Source organism: Geodermatophilus sp. CPCC 206100, from assembly GCF_048569675.1.
In the GTDB taxonomy this organism is placed as follows: domain Bacteria; phylum Actinomycetota; class Actinomycetes; order Mycobacteriales; family Geodermatophilaceae; genus Geodermatophilus.
In genome coordinates, this window is the sequence record NZ_JAQISV010000003.1 from 175,814 (window position 1) to 192,964 (window position 17,151).

Genomic DNA, 17,151 nt, shown 5'->3' on the forward strand with positions numbered 1-17,151 from the left:
GTTCTGCCGTGTACTGGCTCGTCCTCGTCCTCTCCGGTGTCCTCGAAGCCGTCTGGGCCACCGCCCTCGGCCGCTCCGAGGGCTTCTCCCGCCTGGCGCCGACCCTGGTGTTCGTCGGCGCGCTGGTCGCCAGCATGGTCGGGCTCGCCCTCGCGATGCGCGCCCTGCCGATCGGCACGGCCTACGCCGTCTGGGTGGGCATCGGCGCCGCCCTGACCGCGGGCTACGCGATGTGGTCGGGGCAGGAGCCGGTCTCCGCGCTCCGGGTGCTGCTGCTGGCGGGCATCGTCGGCTGCGTGATCGGCCTGAAGCTCACGCACTGACCGCGGCGCGCCGCCGGGGCGGGACCACCACCAGGGCCACGCCGACGGTGGTGACGGCGATGCCCAGCAGCGAGAGCGGCGCCAGGCGCTCGCCGAACAGCAGGTAGGCCTCCACCGCGGTCGCCGGCGGCACCAGATAGTAGAGGCTCGACACGCCGGCCGCCGTCCCCCGGCGGAGCAGCACCAGCAGCAGGAGCACCGCCCCCAGGGACAGGACGAGCACCAGCCACACGAAGGCGGCGACGAACTCGCCCGTCCAGCGGATGGTGGTGTCCTCCGTGGCGAACGCGAGCGCCAGGAGCAGCACGGAGGCGGCGGCGTACTGCACGGCCGTGCCCCACACCAGCGGCACCTCGTCGCCGTGCCGCTTCTGGTACAGCGTCCCCGCGGTGCCGGCGGCCAGGCCGACGACGCAGGCCAGGACGCCGGAGACGGGCAGCGGGGCGGCGGGTCCGGCCGCGGCGATCCCCGGTCCCACGACGAGCGCCACGCCGGCCAGGCCCAGCAGCAGCCCGGCCCACTGCCGGGCGGTGGCCCGCTCGCCCAGCAGGGGGACGGCGAGGACGGCCACCACGACCGGCTGCAGGCTCACCACGACCGCCGAGACCCCCGCAGGGACCCCGACCGAGATGCCGTAGAAGACCCCGCCGAGGTAGCCGGCGTGCAGCAGGACCCCGGCCACCGACGCATGCCGGTACTGGGCCGGCCCGCGGGGCCGCGCCGACCGCAGGACCAGCGCCAGCCCGGCCAGCAGCGCGGCGGCGACCACCAGCCGGACGCCGAGGAAGGTGAACGGCTCGGCGTAGGGCAGCCCGTACTTCGCGCCGACGAAGCCGGTGCTCCACAGCAGCACGAACAGCGCCGGCCCGCCCAGGCGCAGCAGTCGGGAGGGTGCGGTCACGGACGCCAGCGTGCGTGCCGGGTTCCCGTCGCGCGCGTCCGGAGCAGCTCGAGCCGCGGACGCGGGCCGTCGGTGCGCCCGGCCTGCGGGCGGCGGCTGCCCGCCCGGAAGGGCGCGGGCCACTGCGCGCCCGGCCCGGTGTAGCCCTGCTCCGCGGCGGCGTGCAGCGTCCACTGCGGGTCGTAGAGGTGCGGGCGGCCGAGGGCGCAGAGGTCCGCGCGGCCGGCCAGCAGGATCGAGTTGACGTCGTCCCAGCTGGAGATGGCCCCGACCGCGATGACCGCGACCCCGAACTCGCGGCCCACCTCGTTGCGGATCCGGTCGGCGTACGGGGTCTGGTAGCTGCGCCCGAACGCCGGCCGCTCGTCCTTGACCACCTGGCCGGTGGAGACGTCGATGCCGTCGGCCCCGTGCTCGGCGAACGCCCGGGCGACCGCGACGGCGTCGTCCACGTCGGTGCCGCCCTCGAACCAGTCGGTCGCCGAGATGCGCACCGTCATCGGCCGCTCCGCCGGCCACACGGCGCGGACGGCGTCGAAGACCTCCAGCGGATAGCGCAGCCGGTTCTCCAGCGGCCCGCCGTAGCGGTCGGTGCGGTGGTTGGCCAGCGGGGAGATGAACGAGGAGAGCAGGTAGCCGTGCGCGCAGTGCAGCTCCAGGACGTCGAAGCCGGCGCGGGCCGCCGCGCGGGTGCTGGCGACGAACTGGTCGCGGATGAGCTCGAGGTCGGCCTCGGTCAGCTCCCGGGGGACGGCGTTGGCAGGGGAGTAGGGGACGGCCGAGGGGCCGACCACCTCCCAGTTGCCCTCGGGCAGCGGCTCGTCGATCCCCTCCCACATGAGCTTCGTGGAGCCCTTGCGTCCGGAGTGGCCGAGTTGGACACCGATCCGCGCGTCGGTCGCGCCGTGCACGAAGTCGACGACGCGGGTCCACGCCGCCTCCTGCCCGGCGGTGTAGAAGCCGGTGCAGCCCGGGGTGATCCGGCCCTCGGGCGAGACGCAGACCATCTCCGTCATCACCAGCCCCGCGCCGCCGAGCGCCTTGCTCCCCAGGTGCACGAGGTGGAAGTCGGTGGGCAGCCCGTCGACGGCGGAGTACACGTCCATCGCGCTCACGATGACGCGGTTGGCCAGCTCCAGGCCGCCGAGCCGGAAGGAGTGGAACATCGGCGGGCGCGGCTGTGCCGGCACGGGCTGGGTGCGGGCGAACCAGGCGTCGACGCCCGCCACGAACTCCGGGTCGCGCAGCCGCAGGTTGTCGTGGGTGACCCGCCGGCTGCGCGTGATGATGTTGAAGGCGAACTGCTCGGGGTCCTGGTGCACGTAGCGGCCGATGTCCTCGAACCACTCCAGGCTGGCCTGCGCGGCGCGCTGGGTGGAGAGCACGACGGGGCGGCGTTCGGCCTCGTAGGCGGTGAGCGCGGCGTCGACGCCGGGCTGCTCGTGGAGGCAGGCGGCCAGCGCGAGCGCGTCCTCCATCGCCAGCTTCGTGCCCGAGCCGATGGAGAAGTGCGCGGTGTGCGCGGCGTCGCCGAGCAGCACCAGGTTGCCGTGCCGCCAGGTCTCGTTGCGCAGCGACAGGAAGTTCAGCCACTTGGAGTTGTTGGCGAACACCCGATGGCCGCCGAGCCGGCCGGCGAACAGCTGCTCGACCAGGGCGATGGACTTGGTGTCGCTCTCGCCGGGCGGCAGGTCCAGGGCGGCGACGTCCCCGAAGGCGCGCTGCCACACCTCCTCGTGCATCTCCACGATGAACGTGCTGCCGGTGCGGTCGTAGGGGTAGCCGTGGATCTGCATGACGCCGTGCGGCGTCTCCTCGACGAGGAACTCGAACGCTTCGAAGACCAGGTCGGTGCCCAGCCACATGTACCGGCAGCGCCGGGTGTCGAACGTCGGCCGGAAGACGTCGGCGTAGCGGGTGCGCACCGCCGAGCGGGCGCCGTCGGCGGCGACGACGAGGTCGTGCTCGCGCCGCAGCACCTCGGGGTCGGGCGCCTCGGTGCGGAAGTGCACCGGCACGCCGAGGTCGGCGCAGCGCCGCTGCAGGATGCCCAGCAGCTCCTTGCGGCTCATCGCGGCGAACCCGTGCCCGCCGGAGGTGGTCACCCGGCCGCGGTGGTGCACGTCGATGTCGTCCCACCGGGCGAAGTGCCGCTCCATCTCCCGGAACACCGCCGGGTCGGCGTGCTCGATGCCGCCCAGGGTCTCGTCGGAGAAGACGACGCCGAAGCCGAAGGTGTCGTCGGGGGCGTTCCGCTCCCAGACCGTGACCTCGTGCGCCGGGTCGAGCTGCTTGACCAGGGCGGAGAGGTACAGCCCGCCGGGCCCGCCGCCCACCACCGCGATGCGCATGCCGTCGCTCACCGCAGCCGGAAGCGCTGGAGCTTGCCGGTGCTCGTGCGCGGCAGCTCGGTGCGGAACTCGACGGCCCGGGGGCACTTGTACGGCGCGATCACCTGCTTGCAGTGGGCCTGCAGCTCCTCGGCCGGCACCTCGCGGGCGCGCTCGGGGTTGAGCACCACGAACGCCTTGACGACCGTGCCGCGGTCGGGGTCGGGCGCCCCGACGACCGCGCACTCGACCACCTCGGGGTGGCTCAGCAGCGCCTGCTCGACCTCCGGTCCGGCGATGTTGTAGCCGGCCGAGATGATCATGTCGTCGGTGCGGGCCCGGTAGGCGAAGTAGCCGTCGGCGTCGCGGACGTAGGTGTCGCCGGTGTAGTTCCAGCCGTGTCGGACGTAGACCTCCTGGCGGTCACCGTCCAGGTAGCGGCAGCCGGTGGGCCCGCGGACGGCGAGGTGGCCCTCGGTCCCGTCGGGCACGGGGTGGCCGTCGTCGTCGAGCACCGCGGCGGTGTACCCGGGGACGGCGCGGCCGGTCGACCCGGGGCGGATGTCGTCGCCGGACGCGGCGATGAAGATGTGCAGCATCTCGGTCGAGCCGATCCCGTCGATGGCCCGCACGCCGCTCGCCTCGCGCACGCCGTGCCACACGGCGGCGGGCATCGACTCGCCGGCCGAGACCGCCCGGCGCAGTCCGGCCAGCCGGTCGCCCCGGCCGCCCGCGACGATCGCCTTGTAGGCCGTGGGGGCGGTGAACAGCACGGTCACGCCGGAGTCGGCGACGGCGTCCGCGAGCAGGTCGGGGGAGGGGTGCTCGAGCAGCAGCACGCTGGCGCCCGCGCGCAGCGGGAAGACCACGAGGCCGCCGAGGCCGTAGGTGAACGCGATCGGCGGGCTGCCGGCGAAGACGTCGTCCGGCTCGGGGCGCAGCACGTGTGCCGAGAAGGTGTCGGCGATGGCGAGCACGTCGCGGTGGAAGTGCATCGTGGCCTTGGGCCGGCCGGTCGTGCCGGAGGTGAAGGCCATGAGCGCGACGTCGTCGGCGGCCGTCTCGACGTCGCGGAAGCCCGTTGGTCGCGCCGCGCAGCGGGCGGTGAGGTCCCCGGGGGCGTCGGCGCCGAAGGTCACGACGGCGAGGCCGGGGATCGCGGCCCGCTCCAGGTCCGCGGTCAGCCGGGCGTCGCACAGCGCGACGGCCGGGCGGCACATCTCCCCGATGGTGGCCAGCTCGCCGGGGCGCAGGACCGGCATCGTGGTGACCGCGACCGCGCCGGCCTTGAGCACGCCGAACCAGCAGGCGACGAGGTCGGGGCCGTTGAACCCGCGCAGCAGCACCCGGTTGCCGGGGACGACACCGAGCTCGTCGGTGAGGACGCCGGCGATGCGGTCGGCCCGGTCGCGCAGCTCGCCGTAGCTCCAGGCTGGTCCGTCGGGCGTGCGCAGGCACGGCCGGTCCGGGCCGAGGCGGGCGATGGTGCCGTCGAGGAGCTCGGTGGCGGCGTTGAGCTTCTCGCCGTAGCCGAGGTCCCCGAGGTCGAGCACGGGCCACTGTCCTGGCGGGGGCAGGTGGTCGCGGCAGAAGGGATCGACGTGCGCGGAGGGGGACAGGGGCGGGGCGCTCAGCGTCATGGGACGGACCTCCCTGCGGTCGCCGGGTCCGGCCGGGCCGCACCCTCGCGCCAGTATGGCGCTGTGCTGACGGGAGTCAACGGGGCGGCATGGCGGGCCCCTCGCGGTCCCGGCCGCGTGGCTATCGTGTGCGCGTGACCGCCGTCGAGGAGGCGGCGGCTCCGGGCCCCGTCGTCCTCCAGCCCCGCCAGCTGATCGTCACCCTGTACGGGCTCTACGCCCGCGAGCGCGGGGGCTGGCTGTCGGTGGCCGCCGTCGTGCGCTTGATGGCGGACCTCGGGGTGGAGGAGGCCGCGGTCCGGTCGTCGATCTCCCGGCTCAAGCGGCGGGGGCTGCTCGACGCCCGGCGCGACGGCGACGTGGCCGGGTACGCGCTGACCGCGGAGGCGCTGGAGGTGCTGGCGGAGGGGGACGCCCGCATCTTCGGCCGGCGTCGGGCCCAGGAGGACGACGGCTGGCTGATCGTCGTCTTCTCCGTGCCGGAGTCCGAGCGCGAGCGTCGGCACCGGCTCCGCTCGGAGCTCAGCCATCTCGGGTTCGGCACGGTGGCGCCGGGGGTCTGGATCGCGCCCGGCCACCTGGGGGACGAGGTCCACGAGGTGCTGCGCCGGCGCGGGCTGTCCGGCTACGTCGAACTGTTCTCGCGGGCGCGGGTGCCGCGCGAGGAGGCGCGAGCTGCCGTGCCCCGCTGGTGGGACCTCGACGCGCTGCACTCGCGCTACGCCGCCTTCCTCGACCGGCACGCGCCCGCCCGGCACCGCGCGCATCCCGACCGCGCGCTGGACCCGGCCGAGGCGTTCGCCGACCACGTCCGGCTGGTGACCGACTGGCGCGGGCTGCCCTACGCCGACCCCGGCCTGCCGCTGGAGCTGCTGCCCGCCGACTGGAACGGCGCCCGCGCGGCCGACCTGTTCGCCGAGCTGGCCGAGCGGCTGGCCGGCCCCGCGGGCGAGCACGCCCGCCGGCTGCTCGACGCCTGAGCGCTCGTGGCACGCCCGTGCAGTCGTCGCCGGGCGCGTCCTGCATGGGGGGCGCGCGGACGGGTTCCGTGTCCCGCTCCCCTGCGGGAGGGTCGATATCGCCGTGCAGCCGGTCGACCGAGGGAGCGGACATGGCTTCGTACGTGCAGACGGGCCCGGTCACCACCTGGTACGAGGAGCACGGGGACGGCGCACCGTTGGTGCTGCTGCACGGCGGCCTGGTGGACGCCCGCTTCTTCGAGCCGAACCTGAAGCCGCTGGCCGAGCGGTTCCACGTCTACACCCCCGAGCGGCGCGGGCACGGGCACACGGCCGACGTGGAGGGGCCGATCACCTACCAGCTGATGACCGACGACACGATCGCCTTCCTCGACCAGGTCATCGGCGGGCCGTCTGACCTGGTCGGGCACAGTGACGGCGCCTTCGTCGCGATGCTCGTCGCGATCCAGCGCCCCGACCTGGTCAACCGGCTGGTCATGATCAGCGGCGGATTCGACAAGTCCGGCGAGGCCGCGCCGGACACGGAGTTCGACGTCGACGAGGTGGTGCAGTTCCTCGGCACGGCCTACGGAGAGGTGTCACCGGACGGCGAGGCGCACTTCCCGGTCGTCGTCGCGAAGATCGGCGAGCTGATGGAGAACGAGCCGCACGTGGACATCGCCGAACTGGGGAAGATCCGCGCTCGTTCCCTGGTGATGTTCTCGGACGACGACCTGGTGACGCTCGAGCACGCGGTGGCCATGTTCGACGCGATCCCGGGCGCGGAGTTCGCCGTGGTGCCGGGGACGTCGCACTTCCTCACCCAGGAGAAGCCACACCTGGTGAACGCGCTCGTCCTCGACTTCCTGACCAACGAGCCAGTGCCGACCGTGGCCCCCATCCGGCGGGCCCAGGAGGGAGCCTCGCCGCAGCCGCACCTCGCTGGGGCTGGGTGACGACGCCAGGCTGCTCGGCATTCGACCTCCGGCGAGGTGTCCGCAGCCGCCCAACGCAGTCGCTTGCACCGCGACCGATGTTGCGAGCGCGAGCCGGTAGCCCTCGGACCGTCCCCGCGGACCCGGGCTAGGTGCGCGGGCCGCCTCGGTGTTCGCAGCGCGGCCGGCAGGTCAGTGAGCTGTCACTGTCCTGGGCGGACGGAACGGTCGCGATGCCCGGCCACGCTCACGCCGGCAGGACGGCGATGCCCTGGACCTCGACGAGCGCGTCGTCGTCCCACAGGCGGGCCACGCCGATGCCGGCCATCGCGGGGTACTCGCGGCCGACCAGTCGCTTCCACACCGCTCCGATGTCACGGGCGCGCGCCCGGTAGTCGACGAGGTCCACGGCGTACACGGTGAGTGAGGCCAGGTGTGCGGGCTCGCCACCGGCCGCCCGCAACGCCGTCAACAGGTTGCCCAGTGCCCGCTCGAACTGCTCGACGACGTCCCCGCCCACGATGCGTCCCGAAGCGTCCATCGCCGTCTGGCCGGCCAGGAAGACCGTCCGTCCGGGCTGGGCCACCACGGCGTGCGCGAAGCCGGACGGCCGGGCGAGCTCCGGCGGGTCCACCCGCTCCAGCGAACTCACGACTGCACCGCTCCTCCATCGACGTTGATCCCCTGTCCGGTGATCGCCGCGCTGGCCACGCACAGCAGCACCGCGTCGGCCACCTCGTCGGGGTCGACCAGCCGGCCGATCGGCTGGCGGCGGCTCAGTGCCTCCCGCGCCTGCTCCTCGGTGCGCCCGGTGGTGGCGCTGATCGTGGCCACCGTCCGCGCCGTCATCGGGGTGTCCACGTAGCCGGGGCAGACGGCGTTCACCGTCACCCCCGTGCCGGCCACCTCGGCCGCCGCCGACCGGACCAGGCCGAGCAGTCCGTGCTTGCTGGCCGTGTAGGCCGCGACGTACGGGTCACCGCGCTTGGCCGCGGTCGAGGCGACGGCGACCACCCGGCCCCACCCGCCGTCGACCATCCCGGGCAGCGCCCGCCGCAGCAGCCGGAAGGGCGCGGTCAGGTTGAGCTCGAGCATCCGCGCCCAGTCCTCGTCGGTGGTCCGCGCGAGCGGCGCCGACGTCCCCGCGCCGGCGTTGAGCACCAGCACCTCCACCGGTCCGCCCCACTCGCGCTCCACCGTGCCGAGGACGGCGTCGGCCGCGGCCGGGTCGGTGAGGTCGGCGGGGACGACGAGTGCGGGGCCGGGCAGGTCGCCGGCGACCGCGGCCAGCTCGTCCACGCTGCGCGCGGTGAGGGCGACCGGGTGCCCCTGAGCGGACAGCCGCCGCGCGACCGCGGCACCGATGCCCCGCCCCGCGCCGGTCACCAGGCAGCGGCGGGGGACCACGCCGGCGAGCTTGCCAGTCGCTCGTGACGACCGTCAACATGACGACATACCGGCCGCGACCGCCGGCGCCGACGACCACGGAGGGGTGGTGCGCGATGCGGCCCGAGGAGTTCACCGACATCCGGTACGAGGTGGAGGAGGACAACCACGCCGTCATCACCATCGACCGGCCGGAGCGGATGAACAGCTTCCGCGGACGCACCGTCGACGAGCTGATCTCGGCGTTCAAGCACGCCTGGGCCGACCGCCGGGTGGCCGCCGTCGTCCTGACCGCCACCGGCGAGCGCGCCTTCTGCACCGGCGGGGACGTCAAGGAGCGGGCCGAGACCGGCGGCTACGGCGAGACCGAGTGGGGCACGTTCGAGATCGAGCGGCTGCACCGGATCATCCGCGACATCCCCAAGCCGGTGATCGCCGCGGTCAACGGCATCGCGATCGGCGGCGGGCACGTGCTGCACGTGCTCTGCGACCTCACCGTGGCCTGCGAGGAGGCGACCTTCGCCCAGGCCGGGCCGCGGGTCGGCTCCTTCGACGCCGGCTTCGGCTCGGCATACCTGGCGCGGGTCGTGGGGGAGAAGCGGGCCCGCCAGATCTGGTTCCTCCTCGACCGCTACGACGCCGCGACCGCCGAGCGCTGGGGCCTGGTCAACGAGGTGGTCCCGCGCGACCAGCTGCTGGAGACCGCCCGCGCGTGGGCCCGGACGATGGGGTCCTACTCGCCGACCGCGCTGCGCTTCCTCAAGCACTCGTTCAACGCCGACACCGACCACCTCGGCGGGATCTCGCACCTGGCCTTCGACGGGCTGGCGCTGTTCGCGGAGGGCGAGGAGGGCATGGAGGGCGCCCGGGCCTTCGCGGAGAAGCGCCCGCCGGACTTCCGCCGCTTCCGCTGACCGGCCCCCCTGGAGGTGCACTGCAGATGGACACCTTCCGTCCTCCGCGCATCGAGTCGCGGCGGCTGCCCGACGGCCGGCTGCTCCTGCGCTCGGCCGAGCCGCTGGCCGACCACCCGGTCAGCGTCGTCCACTCGTTCCGCGCCGGGAGCGAGGCGCACCCCGACCGGCTGCTCGTGGCCGAGCGGTCGGGGGAGAGCTGGGCCCGCTCGACGTGGGGCGAGGTCCGCGCGCAGGCCGACCGGCTGGCCCAGGGGCTGCTCGACCGCGGGCTGGCCGAGCGGCCGGTGCTCGTCCTGTCGGGCAACAGCCGGCTGCACCTGACCGTTGCGCTGGCGGCGATGACCGTCGGGGCGCCCGTCGTCCCGACCAGCGTCGCCTACTCCCTGCAGAGCGCCGACCACGCCAAGCTGCAGGCGATGGCCGAGCTGGTCGACCCCGGCCTGGTGGTCGCCGAGGACGCCTCGTACGCCGCGGCGGTCGCCGCGGTCGCGGGGGACCGGCCGGTGCTCAGCCGGGACGGCGACGTCCCGGGGTCGACCCCGCTGGCGGGGTTCGGCGCCGAGCCGACGGCCGAGGTCGACCGCCGGTGCGCGGCCCTGCGCCGCGAGGACGTCGCCAAGATCCTCTTCACCTCCGGCTCCACGGGGCAGCCCAAGGGCGTGCTCAACACCCACGGCATGCTCTCGGCCAACCAGCAGCAGATGCGGCAGGTCTGGCCGTTCCTCGCCGAGGAGCCGCCGGTGCTGCTCGACTGGCTGCCGTGGAGCCACACCTTCGGCGGCAACCACGACACCAACCTGGTGCTGGTCAACGGCGGCAGCCTGTGGATCGACGACGGCCGCCCCGCGCCGGGCCTGGTCGAGCGGACGGTGCGCAACCTGGCCGACGTCCACCCCACCGTCTACCTGAACGTGCCGGCCGGCTACGCGGCCCTGCTGCCCCACCTGGAGCGGGACGCCGATGCGGCCCGGGCGTTCCTCGACCGCCTCCGGCTCGGCTTCTTCGCCGCGGCCGCGCTGCCCCAGCAGCTGTGGGACCGGCTGCAGGCGCTGGCCGCCGCGCACGGCAGCGGGATGCAGATGACGACCTCCTGGGGGTTGACCGAGACCGCGCCGGCCGCGACGTCGGCGCACTTCCCGATCCCCCGCAGCGACGTGCTCGGGGTACCGCTGCCGGGGGTGGAGCTGGCCCTGGTCCCGGTGGACGCCGGGACCATCGACGCCGGGACCATCGACGCCGGGACCGGCGACGCGAAGACCGGCGACGCCAAGACCGAGGTCCGCGTGCGCGGCCCGAACGTCACGCCCGGCTACCACCGCCGTCCCGACCTCACGGCGGCCGCGTTCGACGCGGACGGCTTCCTCCGCACCGGGGACGCCGTCGCGCTCGCCGATCCGGACGACCCCGCGGCGGGCCTGGTGTTCCGCGGGCGGATCGCCGAGGACTTCAAGCTGTCGACCGGCACCTTCGTCAGCGCGGGGACCCTGCGCCCGCAACTGCTGTCGGCGGCGCGGGGACTCCTGACCGACGCGGTGCTGTGCGGCCAGGACGGCGACTGCGTGACCGCGATGGTGTGGCTGCACCCCGAGCACGCGGGGCGGGTCGACGCCGGCGGGGTGCCCGACGACGGCCTGCGCGCCGACCTGGTCGCCACGATGGACCGGCTGGCCGCCCAGGGCGGCGGCTCCTCGCAGTGCGTCGAGCGGCTGCTGGTGCTGACCGAGCCGCCCCGGCTGGACGCCGGCGAGGTCACCGACAAGGGCTACGTGAACCAGGCCGCCGTCCGGGACCGGCGGGCGGACCTGGTCGCGGTGCTCACCGCCGACCCCCTGCCCCCGCGGGTGGTCGTGCGGGGACCGCGAGAGGATCGCTGAGTGCTCGACGGTCACCTCCTCGTGGACGCGCACGTCCACGTCCCGCACCTGGCCACCCTCGCGCCGGCCTGGCTGGACTGGGCCCGGCAGTTCGGCCGGCCCGGCCTGCTCGAGGAGGCGTGGCGGGCCGACGGCTCGCCGGACCCGGCGGTGCTCGACCGGCTGTTCGGCGACGAGGGCGTCGACGTCGCGCTGCTGTTCTGCGAGTACAGCCCCAAGGCGACCGGCTACCAGCTCTTCGACGACCTGCTGCCGCTGGTCGACCACAACCCGCGGCGGTTCCGGCCGGTCGCCAACGTCAACCCGCACCTGCACTTCCCGATCGCGCGGGAGCTGGCCCGCCAGCTGGACCTCGGCGCCGCCGCGCTCAAGATCCACCCCGTGCACGGCGGCTTCCGCGCCGACGACGCCGCGATGTACCCCGCCTACGCCCTGCTGGTGGAGCGGGGGGTGCCGCTGGTCGTGCACTGCGGCACGAGCAGCTTCCCCGGGTCGACCAACGCCTACGCCGACCCCCAGCTGCTGGACGCCGTCCTGCGGGACTTCCCCGACCTGCAGGTGGTGCTCGCGCACGGCGGCCGCGGCTGGTGGTACGACGCCGCGGCGTTCCTCGCCGTCTCCCGGCCCAACGTCTGGATCGAGCTGTCCGGCCTGCCGCCCAAGCGGCTGCCCGAGTACTACGCCCGCTTCGACCTCGGCCGGCTGGCCCGCAAGTGGATCTACGGCACCGACTGGCCGGGCGTCCCGGGGCAGGCGGCCAACGCGCGGGCGGTCGCCTCGCTGGGACTGCCCGACGACGTCGTCCCGCTGGTGCTCGGGGAGAACGCGCGACGGGTGTACGTGGGCCTGGACCCCGCCTGAGGGACCCCGGTTCGTCTCCGCGCGGCGCATCGGTCAGGATGGTGCGGATGTACCCGGGGGAGGGAGAGGCCGGTCATGGGCAAGCACCGGGCGCCTGACGCGGACCCCACCGACTTCGACGCGGCGACCACCGCCCTCGTCGACGTCACCGGTGACTACGAGGTCGACACCGCGCACACGCGCATCGGCATCCGGGCCCGCCACGCGATGGTGACCACCGTGCGCGGGTCGTTCACGGACTTCAGCGGCACGGCGCACCTGGACACGGCGGACCCGGCGGCCAGCTCGGTCACCCTCCGGATCCGCACGGCCAGCGTCGACACGGGACAGGCCGACCGCGACGGGCACCTGCGCTCGGCCGACTTCCTCGACGTCGAGACCTACCCGGAGATCGTCTTCGTCTCCACCGCGGTCGAGCAGGTCGAGTCCGACGTCTACTCGGTGACCGGCGACCTGACCATCCGCGGCACCACCCGCCCGGTCACGGTCGACTTCACCCTGACCGGCTCGGCCAAGGACCCGTTCGGCAACACCCGGGTGGGGTTCGAGGGCGCGCTGGCGATCCGGCGCAGCGACTGGGGCCTGACCTGGAACACGCCGCTCGACACCGGCGGCGTGCTGGTCAGCGACCGCATCCAGATCGAGTTCGACGTCTCCGCCGTCCGCACCCACTGAGCGAGCCGCGCCGGCGGCTCGCGCCTAGGCCGGGCGGGCCGGCGGCCAGAGCGCCAGCAGCGTCCGGACGCCGGTGACCAGCGCCAGCGGCTGGTCGAGCATCGGGTGGTGGCCGGCCTCGGGCAGGTCGACGACGGGCAGCCCGCCGGGGACCAGCGCGGCCATCTCGGCGGCCATCTCCGGGGTCACCAGCCCCTGCTCGCAGCGGAACAGCGCGGCCGGCGCGGCGAGCCGGGGCAGCAGCTGGCGCACCAGCGGGCGGGTGCCGAAGAAGCCGGGGTCGAACTTCCACGTCCACCCGCCCTCGACGGCCCGCAGCGACCCGCGCGCGACGTGCTCCCGGACGTCGGGCAGGTAGACGTCCTGGGCGGGCAGCGTCCGGAACCGGGCGACGGCGGCGGCCAGGTCGGGGTGCACCCGGTGCACCCGCGGCTGCTCGCGCAGCGTCTGCTCCTCCGGCGGCTGCCGGTCCAGCGGGGAGTCGATGACCGCGACCCCGGCGACGGCGTCCCCGTGCTCGACGCCGATGGTCAGCGCCACCCAGCCGCCCATGCTGTGGCCCAGCACGACCGGCCGGGTCAGCTGCTCGGCGCCGGCCACGGCGAGCACCTCGCGTGCCCACCGCGCCATGTCGTAGGCCGGGCGCCAGTCGCTGTCCCCGTGCCCGCTGAGGTCGGGGGCGACGACGCGGTGGGTCGCCAGCAGCGGCGCCACGTGGTCCCACCACCCGGAGTGCGCCGCGCCGCCGTGCACCAGCACCAGCCCGGGCCGGCCCGGCTCGCCCCACACCCGGTAGTGGATCCGGGCGCCGTCGACCTCGACGTCCCGGTGCTCGGGCTCGGTGGCGAGGGCGCGGGGGAACCAGCCGGGGGCGGGCATGCGGGGTACTCCTCGGGGCCGTGGCGCGCGGGCCCCGCGGCAGCCGGGACCGGGAGGCGACGTTACGGGCGGCCGCGCCGGGCCTGGGGGAGCGGCCCCCGTCGTTGACCCGGCCGCCCGCGCTGTCTAGGGTCGCTGTGCGGCAAGGGAACTGGTGTGCGTATGCCGCACACGCCCTGCCGCCATCCCCGACGACGAGGAGCCGCCATGGAGCTGGAGTCGATCCTCGACCCCACCGGCGCCACCGACACCGCATCCGACACGTCCCTGGCCGCCCGGCCGGCGACCCTGCGGGGCAAGACCCTCGGGCTGCTCGACAACACCAAGCCCAACGGCGCGGCCCTGCTCAACGAGCTGGGGTCGGTGCTGCGCGAGCGGTACGGGCTCAAGGACGTGCTGATGTACAGCAAGCCCTACTTCGGCACCCCGGTCGAGCCCACCCAGACCCAGCGGATCTTCGAGGAGTGCGACTTCGCGATCACCGCGATCGGTGATTAGGGCTCCTGCAGCGCGGCCAGTGTGGCCGACGGGATCCTCCTGGAGCGGCAGGGCGTGCCGGCCGTCTCCATCTGCACCGACCCCTTCAAGCTCACCGCGCAGGCGATGGCCCGGACCTACGGGTTCCCGGGCTTCGACTACGTCTCCATCCCGCACCCGGTGGCCAGCCTGGACGCCGAGGGCCTCCGGCGGCGCGTGCAGGAGATGCTGCCCCGCGTCCTCGAGATCCTCGGGGTCGAGGAGTGACCGGGGGGCGCGGGTGAACCCCACCCAGCGGGCGATCGAGCACGTCTACACGCAGGGCTGGACCGACGGGCTGCCCGTCGTCCCCTGCGACGCCGAGGCGCTCGACGCGCACCTCGCCCGGGTCGACCGCGACCCGGGCGAGGTGCTGCTCGAGATGCCGCAGCTCAACCGCGCGGTCACCGTGCGGCTGGCGGCGATCAACGCGGTGATGGCCGGTTGCCGGCCGGAGTACTTCCCCGTGGTCGTGGCCGCCTGGGACTCGCTGCGCGAGGAGGGCTACCCGCGCAAGGGCATCTGGCAGAGCACCACCGGCACCGGCACCCTGCTCCTGGTCAACGGCCGGGTCCGGCAGGAGCTCGGCGTCAACAGCGCAGGGAACCTGTTCGGCCCGGGGTTCCGGGCGAACGCGACGATCGGCCGGGCGGTGCGGCTCGCCGCGATCAACAGCCTGGGCCTGCGACCGCACGAGCTGGACCAGGCCACCCAGGGGACGCCGGCGAAGTACACCTGCTGCATCGGCGAGAACGAGGAGCAGTCGCCCTGGGCGCCGCTGCACGTCGACTGCGGCCTCGCGCCCGAGGACAGCGCGGTGACCGCGTTCACCATGCGTTCGACGCTGCACATCGAGGCCCGGCACACCGGCGTCCCCGAGCAGCTGCTCGACGACGTCGCCGGCAGCCTGCGGCGCACCGGGGCGCTGCTGCAGCAGACGGTGAGCGCCCTCGTCGTGCTCGGCCCCGAGCACGCCCACCTGCTGGCCGACGCCGGATGGAGCAAGCGGCAGGTGTCGGAGTACCTGTACGAGCAGTCGTTCGTGTCGCGGGAGGAGCTGGACCGCGCCGGCAAGGGCGCGGTGTCGGCGAAGAGCCACTGGCGGGTCGCGCGCGACCACCCGGACGCCGTCGTCGACGACGGGCCGGACCCCGCGCGGGACGGCATCCGCGCGATGACCTCGCCCGACGCCGTCCTCGTGGTGGTGGCCGGCGCCTCGAACTCCGGGGTGTCGGCGGTCGTGGAGACCTTCGGCCCGCGCGGCGGGCGGCCGGCGGTCGCCCGGGTCGCGGGGGTCTGAGGGCCGTGGCCGCGGGCGGGGAGGCCCGGTTCCGGGACAACCTCGCGACGCTGTTCGAGGCGGTCGCCGACGCCGTCAGCGCCGTCGACCCGGGCCGCACCGCGCTCGTGCACGGCGACCGTGCCCTGACCTGGCGGCAGTTCGACGACCGCGCCGCCCGGCTGGCCGGGGCCCTCGCCGCCCGTGGGGTCGGTGCGGGCGACCCGGTGGGCATCGGCCTGTACAACTCGCCGGAGTACCTCGAGTCCGTGGTGGCCGTGCTCAAGCTGCGCGCCGTCCCGGTCAACGTGAACTACCGCTACCTCGAGGCCGAGCTCGAGCAGGTCCTGCGGATGGTCGACGCCCGCGCGCTGGTCGTCGACGCCTCCCTCGCCGACCGGGCCGCGGCCGTCGCCGGCCGGCTGCCCGGCCTGACCGCCGTGGTCGTCGCCGGGGACGTCGAGGACAGCGGGGTCACGCCCTACGAGGAGGCCGTCGCCGGGCCGCCCGCGCCGCGGACCGCGCGCTCGGCCGACGACCGGGTGCTGCTGCTCACCGGTGGGACGACGGGGCTGCCCAAGGCGGTCGTCTGGGACTGCGCGGGCGTGTGCGGCGTCGTCTCCTCGGCCTACGGGCGGGCGCAGCGGCCCGTTCCGGCCGACCTCGACGGCGTGGTCGCCGACGCCCTCGAGGCGGTCGCGGACGGCACCGCGCCGGTGATCCTGCCGGCGTCGCCGCTCATGCACGGCACCGGCTTCTTCTTCAGCCTGGGCAACCTGCTGCGCGGTGGCCGGGTGGTCACCCTGCCGCAGCGCTCGCTCGACCCGGCGGCGCTGTGGACGGCGGTGCAGGAGCACGGCGTGCACGAGCTGGCGATCGTCGGCGACGCCTTCGCCGTCCCCCTGCTGGCCGAGCTGGACCGGGCCGCGGCGGCCGGGCGGCCCTACGACCTGTCCTCGGTGCAGCGGATCGTCAGCGCCGGGGTGCGGTGGAGCACCGACACCAAGCGGCGGCTGCTCGGGTACGCCCGCTGCACGCTGCAGGACTCGATCGCCGCCACCGAGGGCGGCCCGTTCGGGATCAGCGTGTCCGGGCCGGACCCGGACGCGGTCACCTCCACCTTCACGCTGCCGCCCAACGCGCGGGTCGTCGGGCCCGACGGCGCCGACGTCGTCCCGGGGTCCGGGCAGGTCGGCGAGCTGGCCAGCACCGGCAACCTCCCGCTGGGCTACCTGGACGCGCCGGAGGCCACCGCGGCGGTGTTCCGCACCATCGGCGGCGTCCGGCACGCCGTCCCCGGGGACTCGGCCACGCTGGAGGCCGACGGCACGCTGACGCTCCTGGGCCGCGGCTCGGGGGTCATCAACACCGGTGGGGAGAAGGTCTTCGCCGAGGAGGTCGAGCAGGTGCTCGTCGACCACCCCGCGGTGGCCGAGGCGGTGGTCGTCGGGGTGCCCGACGACCGCTGGGGCGCCCGGGTGACCGCGCTGGTCGTGCCGGAGCCCGGGGCCGAGGTGGACGCCACGGAGCTCGCCGCGCACGTCGGCGCCCGGCTGGCCGACTACAAGCGGCCGCGGCTGGTGTCGGTGGTGCCCACGATCGAGCGGACGGTGTCCGGGAAGGTCGACCGGCGCTGGGCGGCCGAGCAGGCCCGCGGGCTGCCCGGGCGGGCCTGA

General features: G+C 74.9%; 15 protein-coding genes and 1 pseudogene. 10 read left to right on the plus strand and 6 right to left on the minus strand.

The features are described from left to right. Nucleotides 1-8 precede the first annotated feature (8 nt). The gene (locus PGN05_RS01410; protein WP_419750495.1) at nt 9-323 is read left to right on the plus strand and encodes a DMT family transporter; all 315 of its coding nucleotides are present in this window, start codon (nt 9-11) and stop codon (nt 321-323) included. Here the strand turns inward: PGN05_RS01410 and PGN05_RS01415 are convergent. The 3 genes from PGN05_RS01415 to PGN05_RS01425 are packed head-to-tail and all read right to left on the minus strand — an operon-like array spanning nt 313 to nt 5,194. Next, entirely contained in the window at nt 313-1,224 is a 912-nt protein-coding gene (locus PGN05_RS01415) for a DMT family transporter (protein ID WP_419750497.1), read from the minus strand. The two genes, PGN05_RS01410 and PGN05_RS01415, sit on opposite strands and share 11 nt — an antisense overlap. Next, nucleotides 1,221-3,575 carry a bifunctional salicylyl-CoA 5-hydroxylase/oxidoreductase gene (locus tag PGN05_RS01420; RefSeq protein WP_419750499.1) on the minus strand — a complete coding sequence of 785 codons (2,355 nt, stop codon included), beginning with the start codon at nt 3,573-3,575 and terminating at the stop codon, nt 1,221-1,223. Before PGN05_RS01420 ends, PGN05_RS01415 begins: the two co-directional genes overlap by 4 nt. 8 nt (nt 3,576-3,583) lie before the next feature. Then, nucleotides 3,584-5,194: an AMP-binding protein gene (locus PGN05_RS01425; protein ID WP_419750501.1), complete on the minus strand. Its 1,611-nt coding sequence runs from the start codon at nt 5,192-5,194 to the stop codon at nt 3,584-3,586. Between the two features lie 134 nt (nt 5,195-5,328). Here PGN05_RS01425 and PGN05_RS01430 point away from each other — a divergent pair, with 134 nt between their 5' ends. Beyond that, nucleotides 5,329-6,174: a PaaX family transcriptional regulator C-terminal domain-containing protein gene (locus PGN05_RS01430; RefSeq protein ID WP_419750502.1), complete on the plus strand. Its 846-nt coding sequence runs from the start codon at nt 5,329-5,331 to the stop codon at nt 6,172-6,174. A gap of 131 nt (nt 6,175-6,305) precedes the next feature. Next, a complete protein-coding gene (locus PGN05_RS01435; RefSeq protein ID WP_419750503.1) occupies nt 6,306-7,109 on the plus strand; it encodes an alpha/beta fold hydrolase in 804 nt (267 codons plus the stop codon). Between the two features lie 226 nt (nt 7,110-7,335). On the opposite strand, the gene PGN05_RS01440 is transcribed toward PGN05_RS01435, so the two are convergent. Together PGN05_RS01440 and PGN05_RS01445 are read right to left on the minus strand one after the other, a co-directional pair. Continuing rightward, nucleotides 7,336-7,740: a RidA family protein gene (locus tag PGN05_RS01440; protein ID WP_419750505.1), complete on the minus strand. Its 405-nt coding sequence runs from the start codon at nt 7,738-7,740 to the stop codon at nt 7,336-7,338. Continuing rightward, complete coding sequence (locus PGN05_RS01445; RefSeq protein ID WP_419750507.1) at nt 7,737-8,495, minus strand: SDR family NAD(P)-dependent oxidoreductase; 759 nt, start codon at nt 8,493-8,495, stop codon at nt 7,737-7,739. The genes PGN05_RS01440 and PGN05_RS01445 overlap by 4 nt, the downstream gene beginning before the upstream one ends. Nucleotides 8,496-8,518: 23 nt before the next feature. Here PGN05_RS01445 and PGN05_RS01450 point away from each other — a divergent pair, with 23 nt between their 5' ends. The 4 genes from PGN05_RS01450 to PGN05_RS01465 all read left to right on the plus strand — a co-directional run bounded on the left by PGN05_RS01450 (nt 8,519) and on the right by PGN05_RS01465 (nt 12,801). Then, the gene (locus PGN05_RS01450; RefSeq protein ID WP_419750509.1) at nt 8,519-9,388 is read left to right on the plus strand and encodes an enoyl-CoA hydratase-related protein; all 870 of its coding nucleotides are present in this window, start codon (nt 8,519-8,521) and stop codon (nt 9,386-9,388) included. Nucleotides 9,389-9,414: 26 nt separating this feature from the next. Next, nucleotides 9,415-11,265, plus strand: a complete 1,851-nt coding sequence (locus PGN05_RS01455) for a feruloyl-CoA synthase (RefSeq protein ID WP_419750511.1) — start codon at nt 9,415-9,417, stop codon at nt 11,263-11,265. Next, nucleotides 11,266-12,126, plus strand: coding sequence for an amidohydrolase family protein (locus tag PGN05_RS01460; protein WP_419750512.1), 861 nt, complete (start codon nt 11,266-11,268; stop codon nt 12,124-12,126). Nucleotides 12,127-12,201: 75 nt separating this feature from the next. After that, nucleotides 12,202-12,801: a YceI family protein gene (locus tag PGN05_RS01465; protein ID WP_419750514.1), complete on the plus strand. Its 600-nt coding sequence runs from the start codon at nt 12,202-12,204 to the stop codon at nt 12,799-12,801. 24 nt (nt 12,802-12,825) lie between these two features. Here the strand turns inward: PGN05_RS01465 and PGN05_RS01470 are convergent, their stop codons facing one another. Continuing rightward, nucleotides 12,826-13,680: an alpha/beta fold hydrolase gene (locus tag PGN05_RS01470; RefSeq protein WP_419750516.1), complete on the minus strand. Its 855-nt coding sequence runs from the start codon at nt 13,678-13,680 to the stop codon at nt 12,826-12,828. Between the two features lie 207 nt (nt 13,681-13,887). Between PGN05_RS01470 and PGN05_RS01475 the strand changes: the two are divergent. The 3 genes and pseudogenes from PGN05_RS01475 (at nt 13,888) to PGN05_RS01485 (ending at nt 17,151) form a co-directional block, all read left to right on the plus strand. Continuing rightward, nucleotides 13,888-14,424 (plus strand): annotated as a pseudogene (locus PGN05_RS01475) (UGSC family (seleno)protein). Between the two features lie 13 nt (nt 14,425-14,437). Continuing rightward, nucleotides 14,438-15,496, plus strand: coding sequence for a hypothetical protein (locus PGN05_RS01480; RefSeq protein WP_419750518.1), 1,059 nt, complete (start codon nt 14,438-14,440; stop codon nt 15,494-15,496). Between the two features lie 5 nt (nt 15,497-15,501). After that, nucleotides 15,502-17,151, plus strand: coding sequence for an AMP-binding protein (locus PGN05_RS01485; RefSeq protein ID WP_419750519.1), 1,650 nt, complete (start codon nt 15,502-15,504; stop codon nt 17,149-17,151).

Bases quoted from the DNA above. Each gene is read 5' to 3' on its own strand.
- PGN05_RS01420 (WP_419750499.1), bottom strand. From the start codon at position 3,575: ATGCGCATCGCGGTGGTGGGCGGCGGGCCCGGCGGGCTGTACCTCTCC.
- PGN05_RS01425 (WP_419750501.1), bottom strand. From the start codon at position 5,194: ATGACGCTGAGCGCCCCGCCCCTGTCCCCCTCCGCGCACGTCGATCCC.
- PGN05_RS01435 (WP_419750503.1), top strand. From the start codon at position 6,306: ATGGCTTCGTACGTGCAGACGGGCCCGGTCACCACCTGGTACGAGGAG.
- PGN05_RS01455 (WP_419750511.1), top strand. From the start codon at position 9,415: ATGGACACCTTCCGTCCTCCGCGCATCGAGTCGCGGCGGCTGCCCGAC.
- PGN05_RS01465 (WP_419750514.1), top strand. From the start codon at position 12,202: ATGGGCAAGCACCGGGCGCCTGACGCGGACCCCACCGACTTCGACGCG.
- PGN05_RS01470 (WP_419750516.1), bottom strand. From the start codon at position 13,680: ATGCCCGCCCCCGGCTGGTTCCCCCGCGCCCTCGCCACCGAGCCCGAG.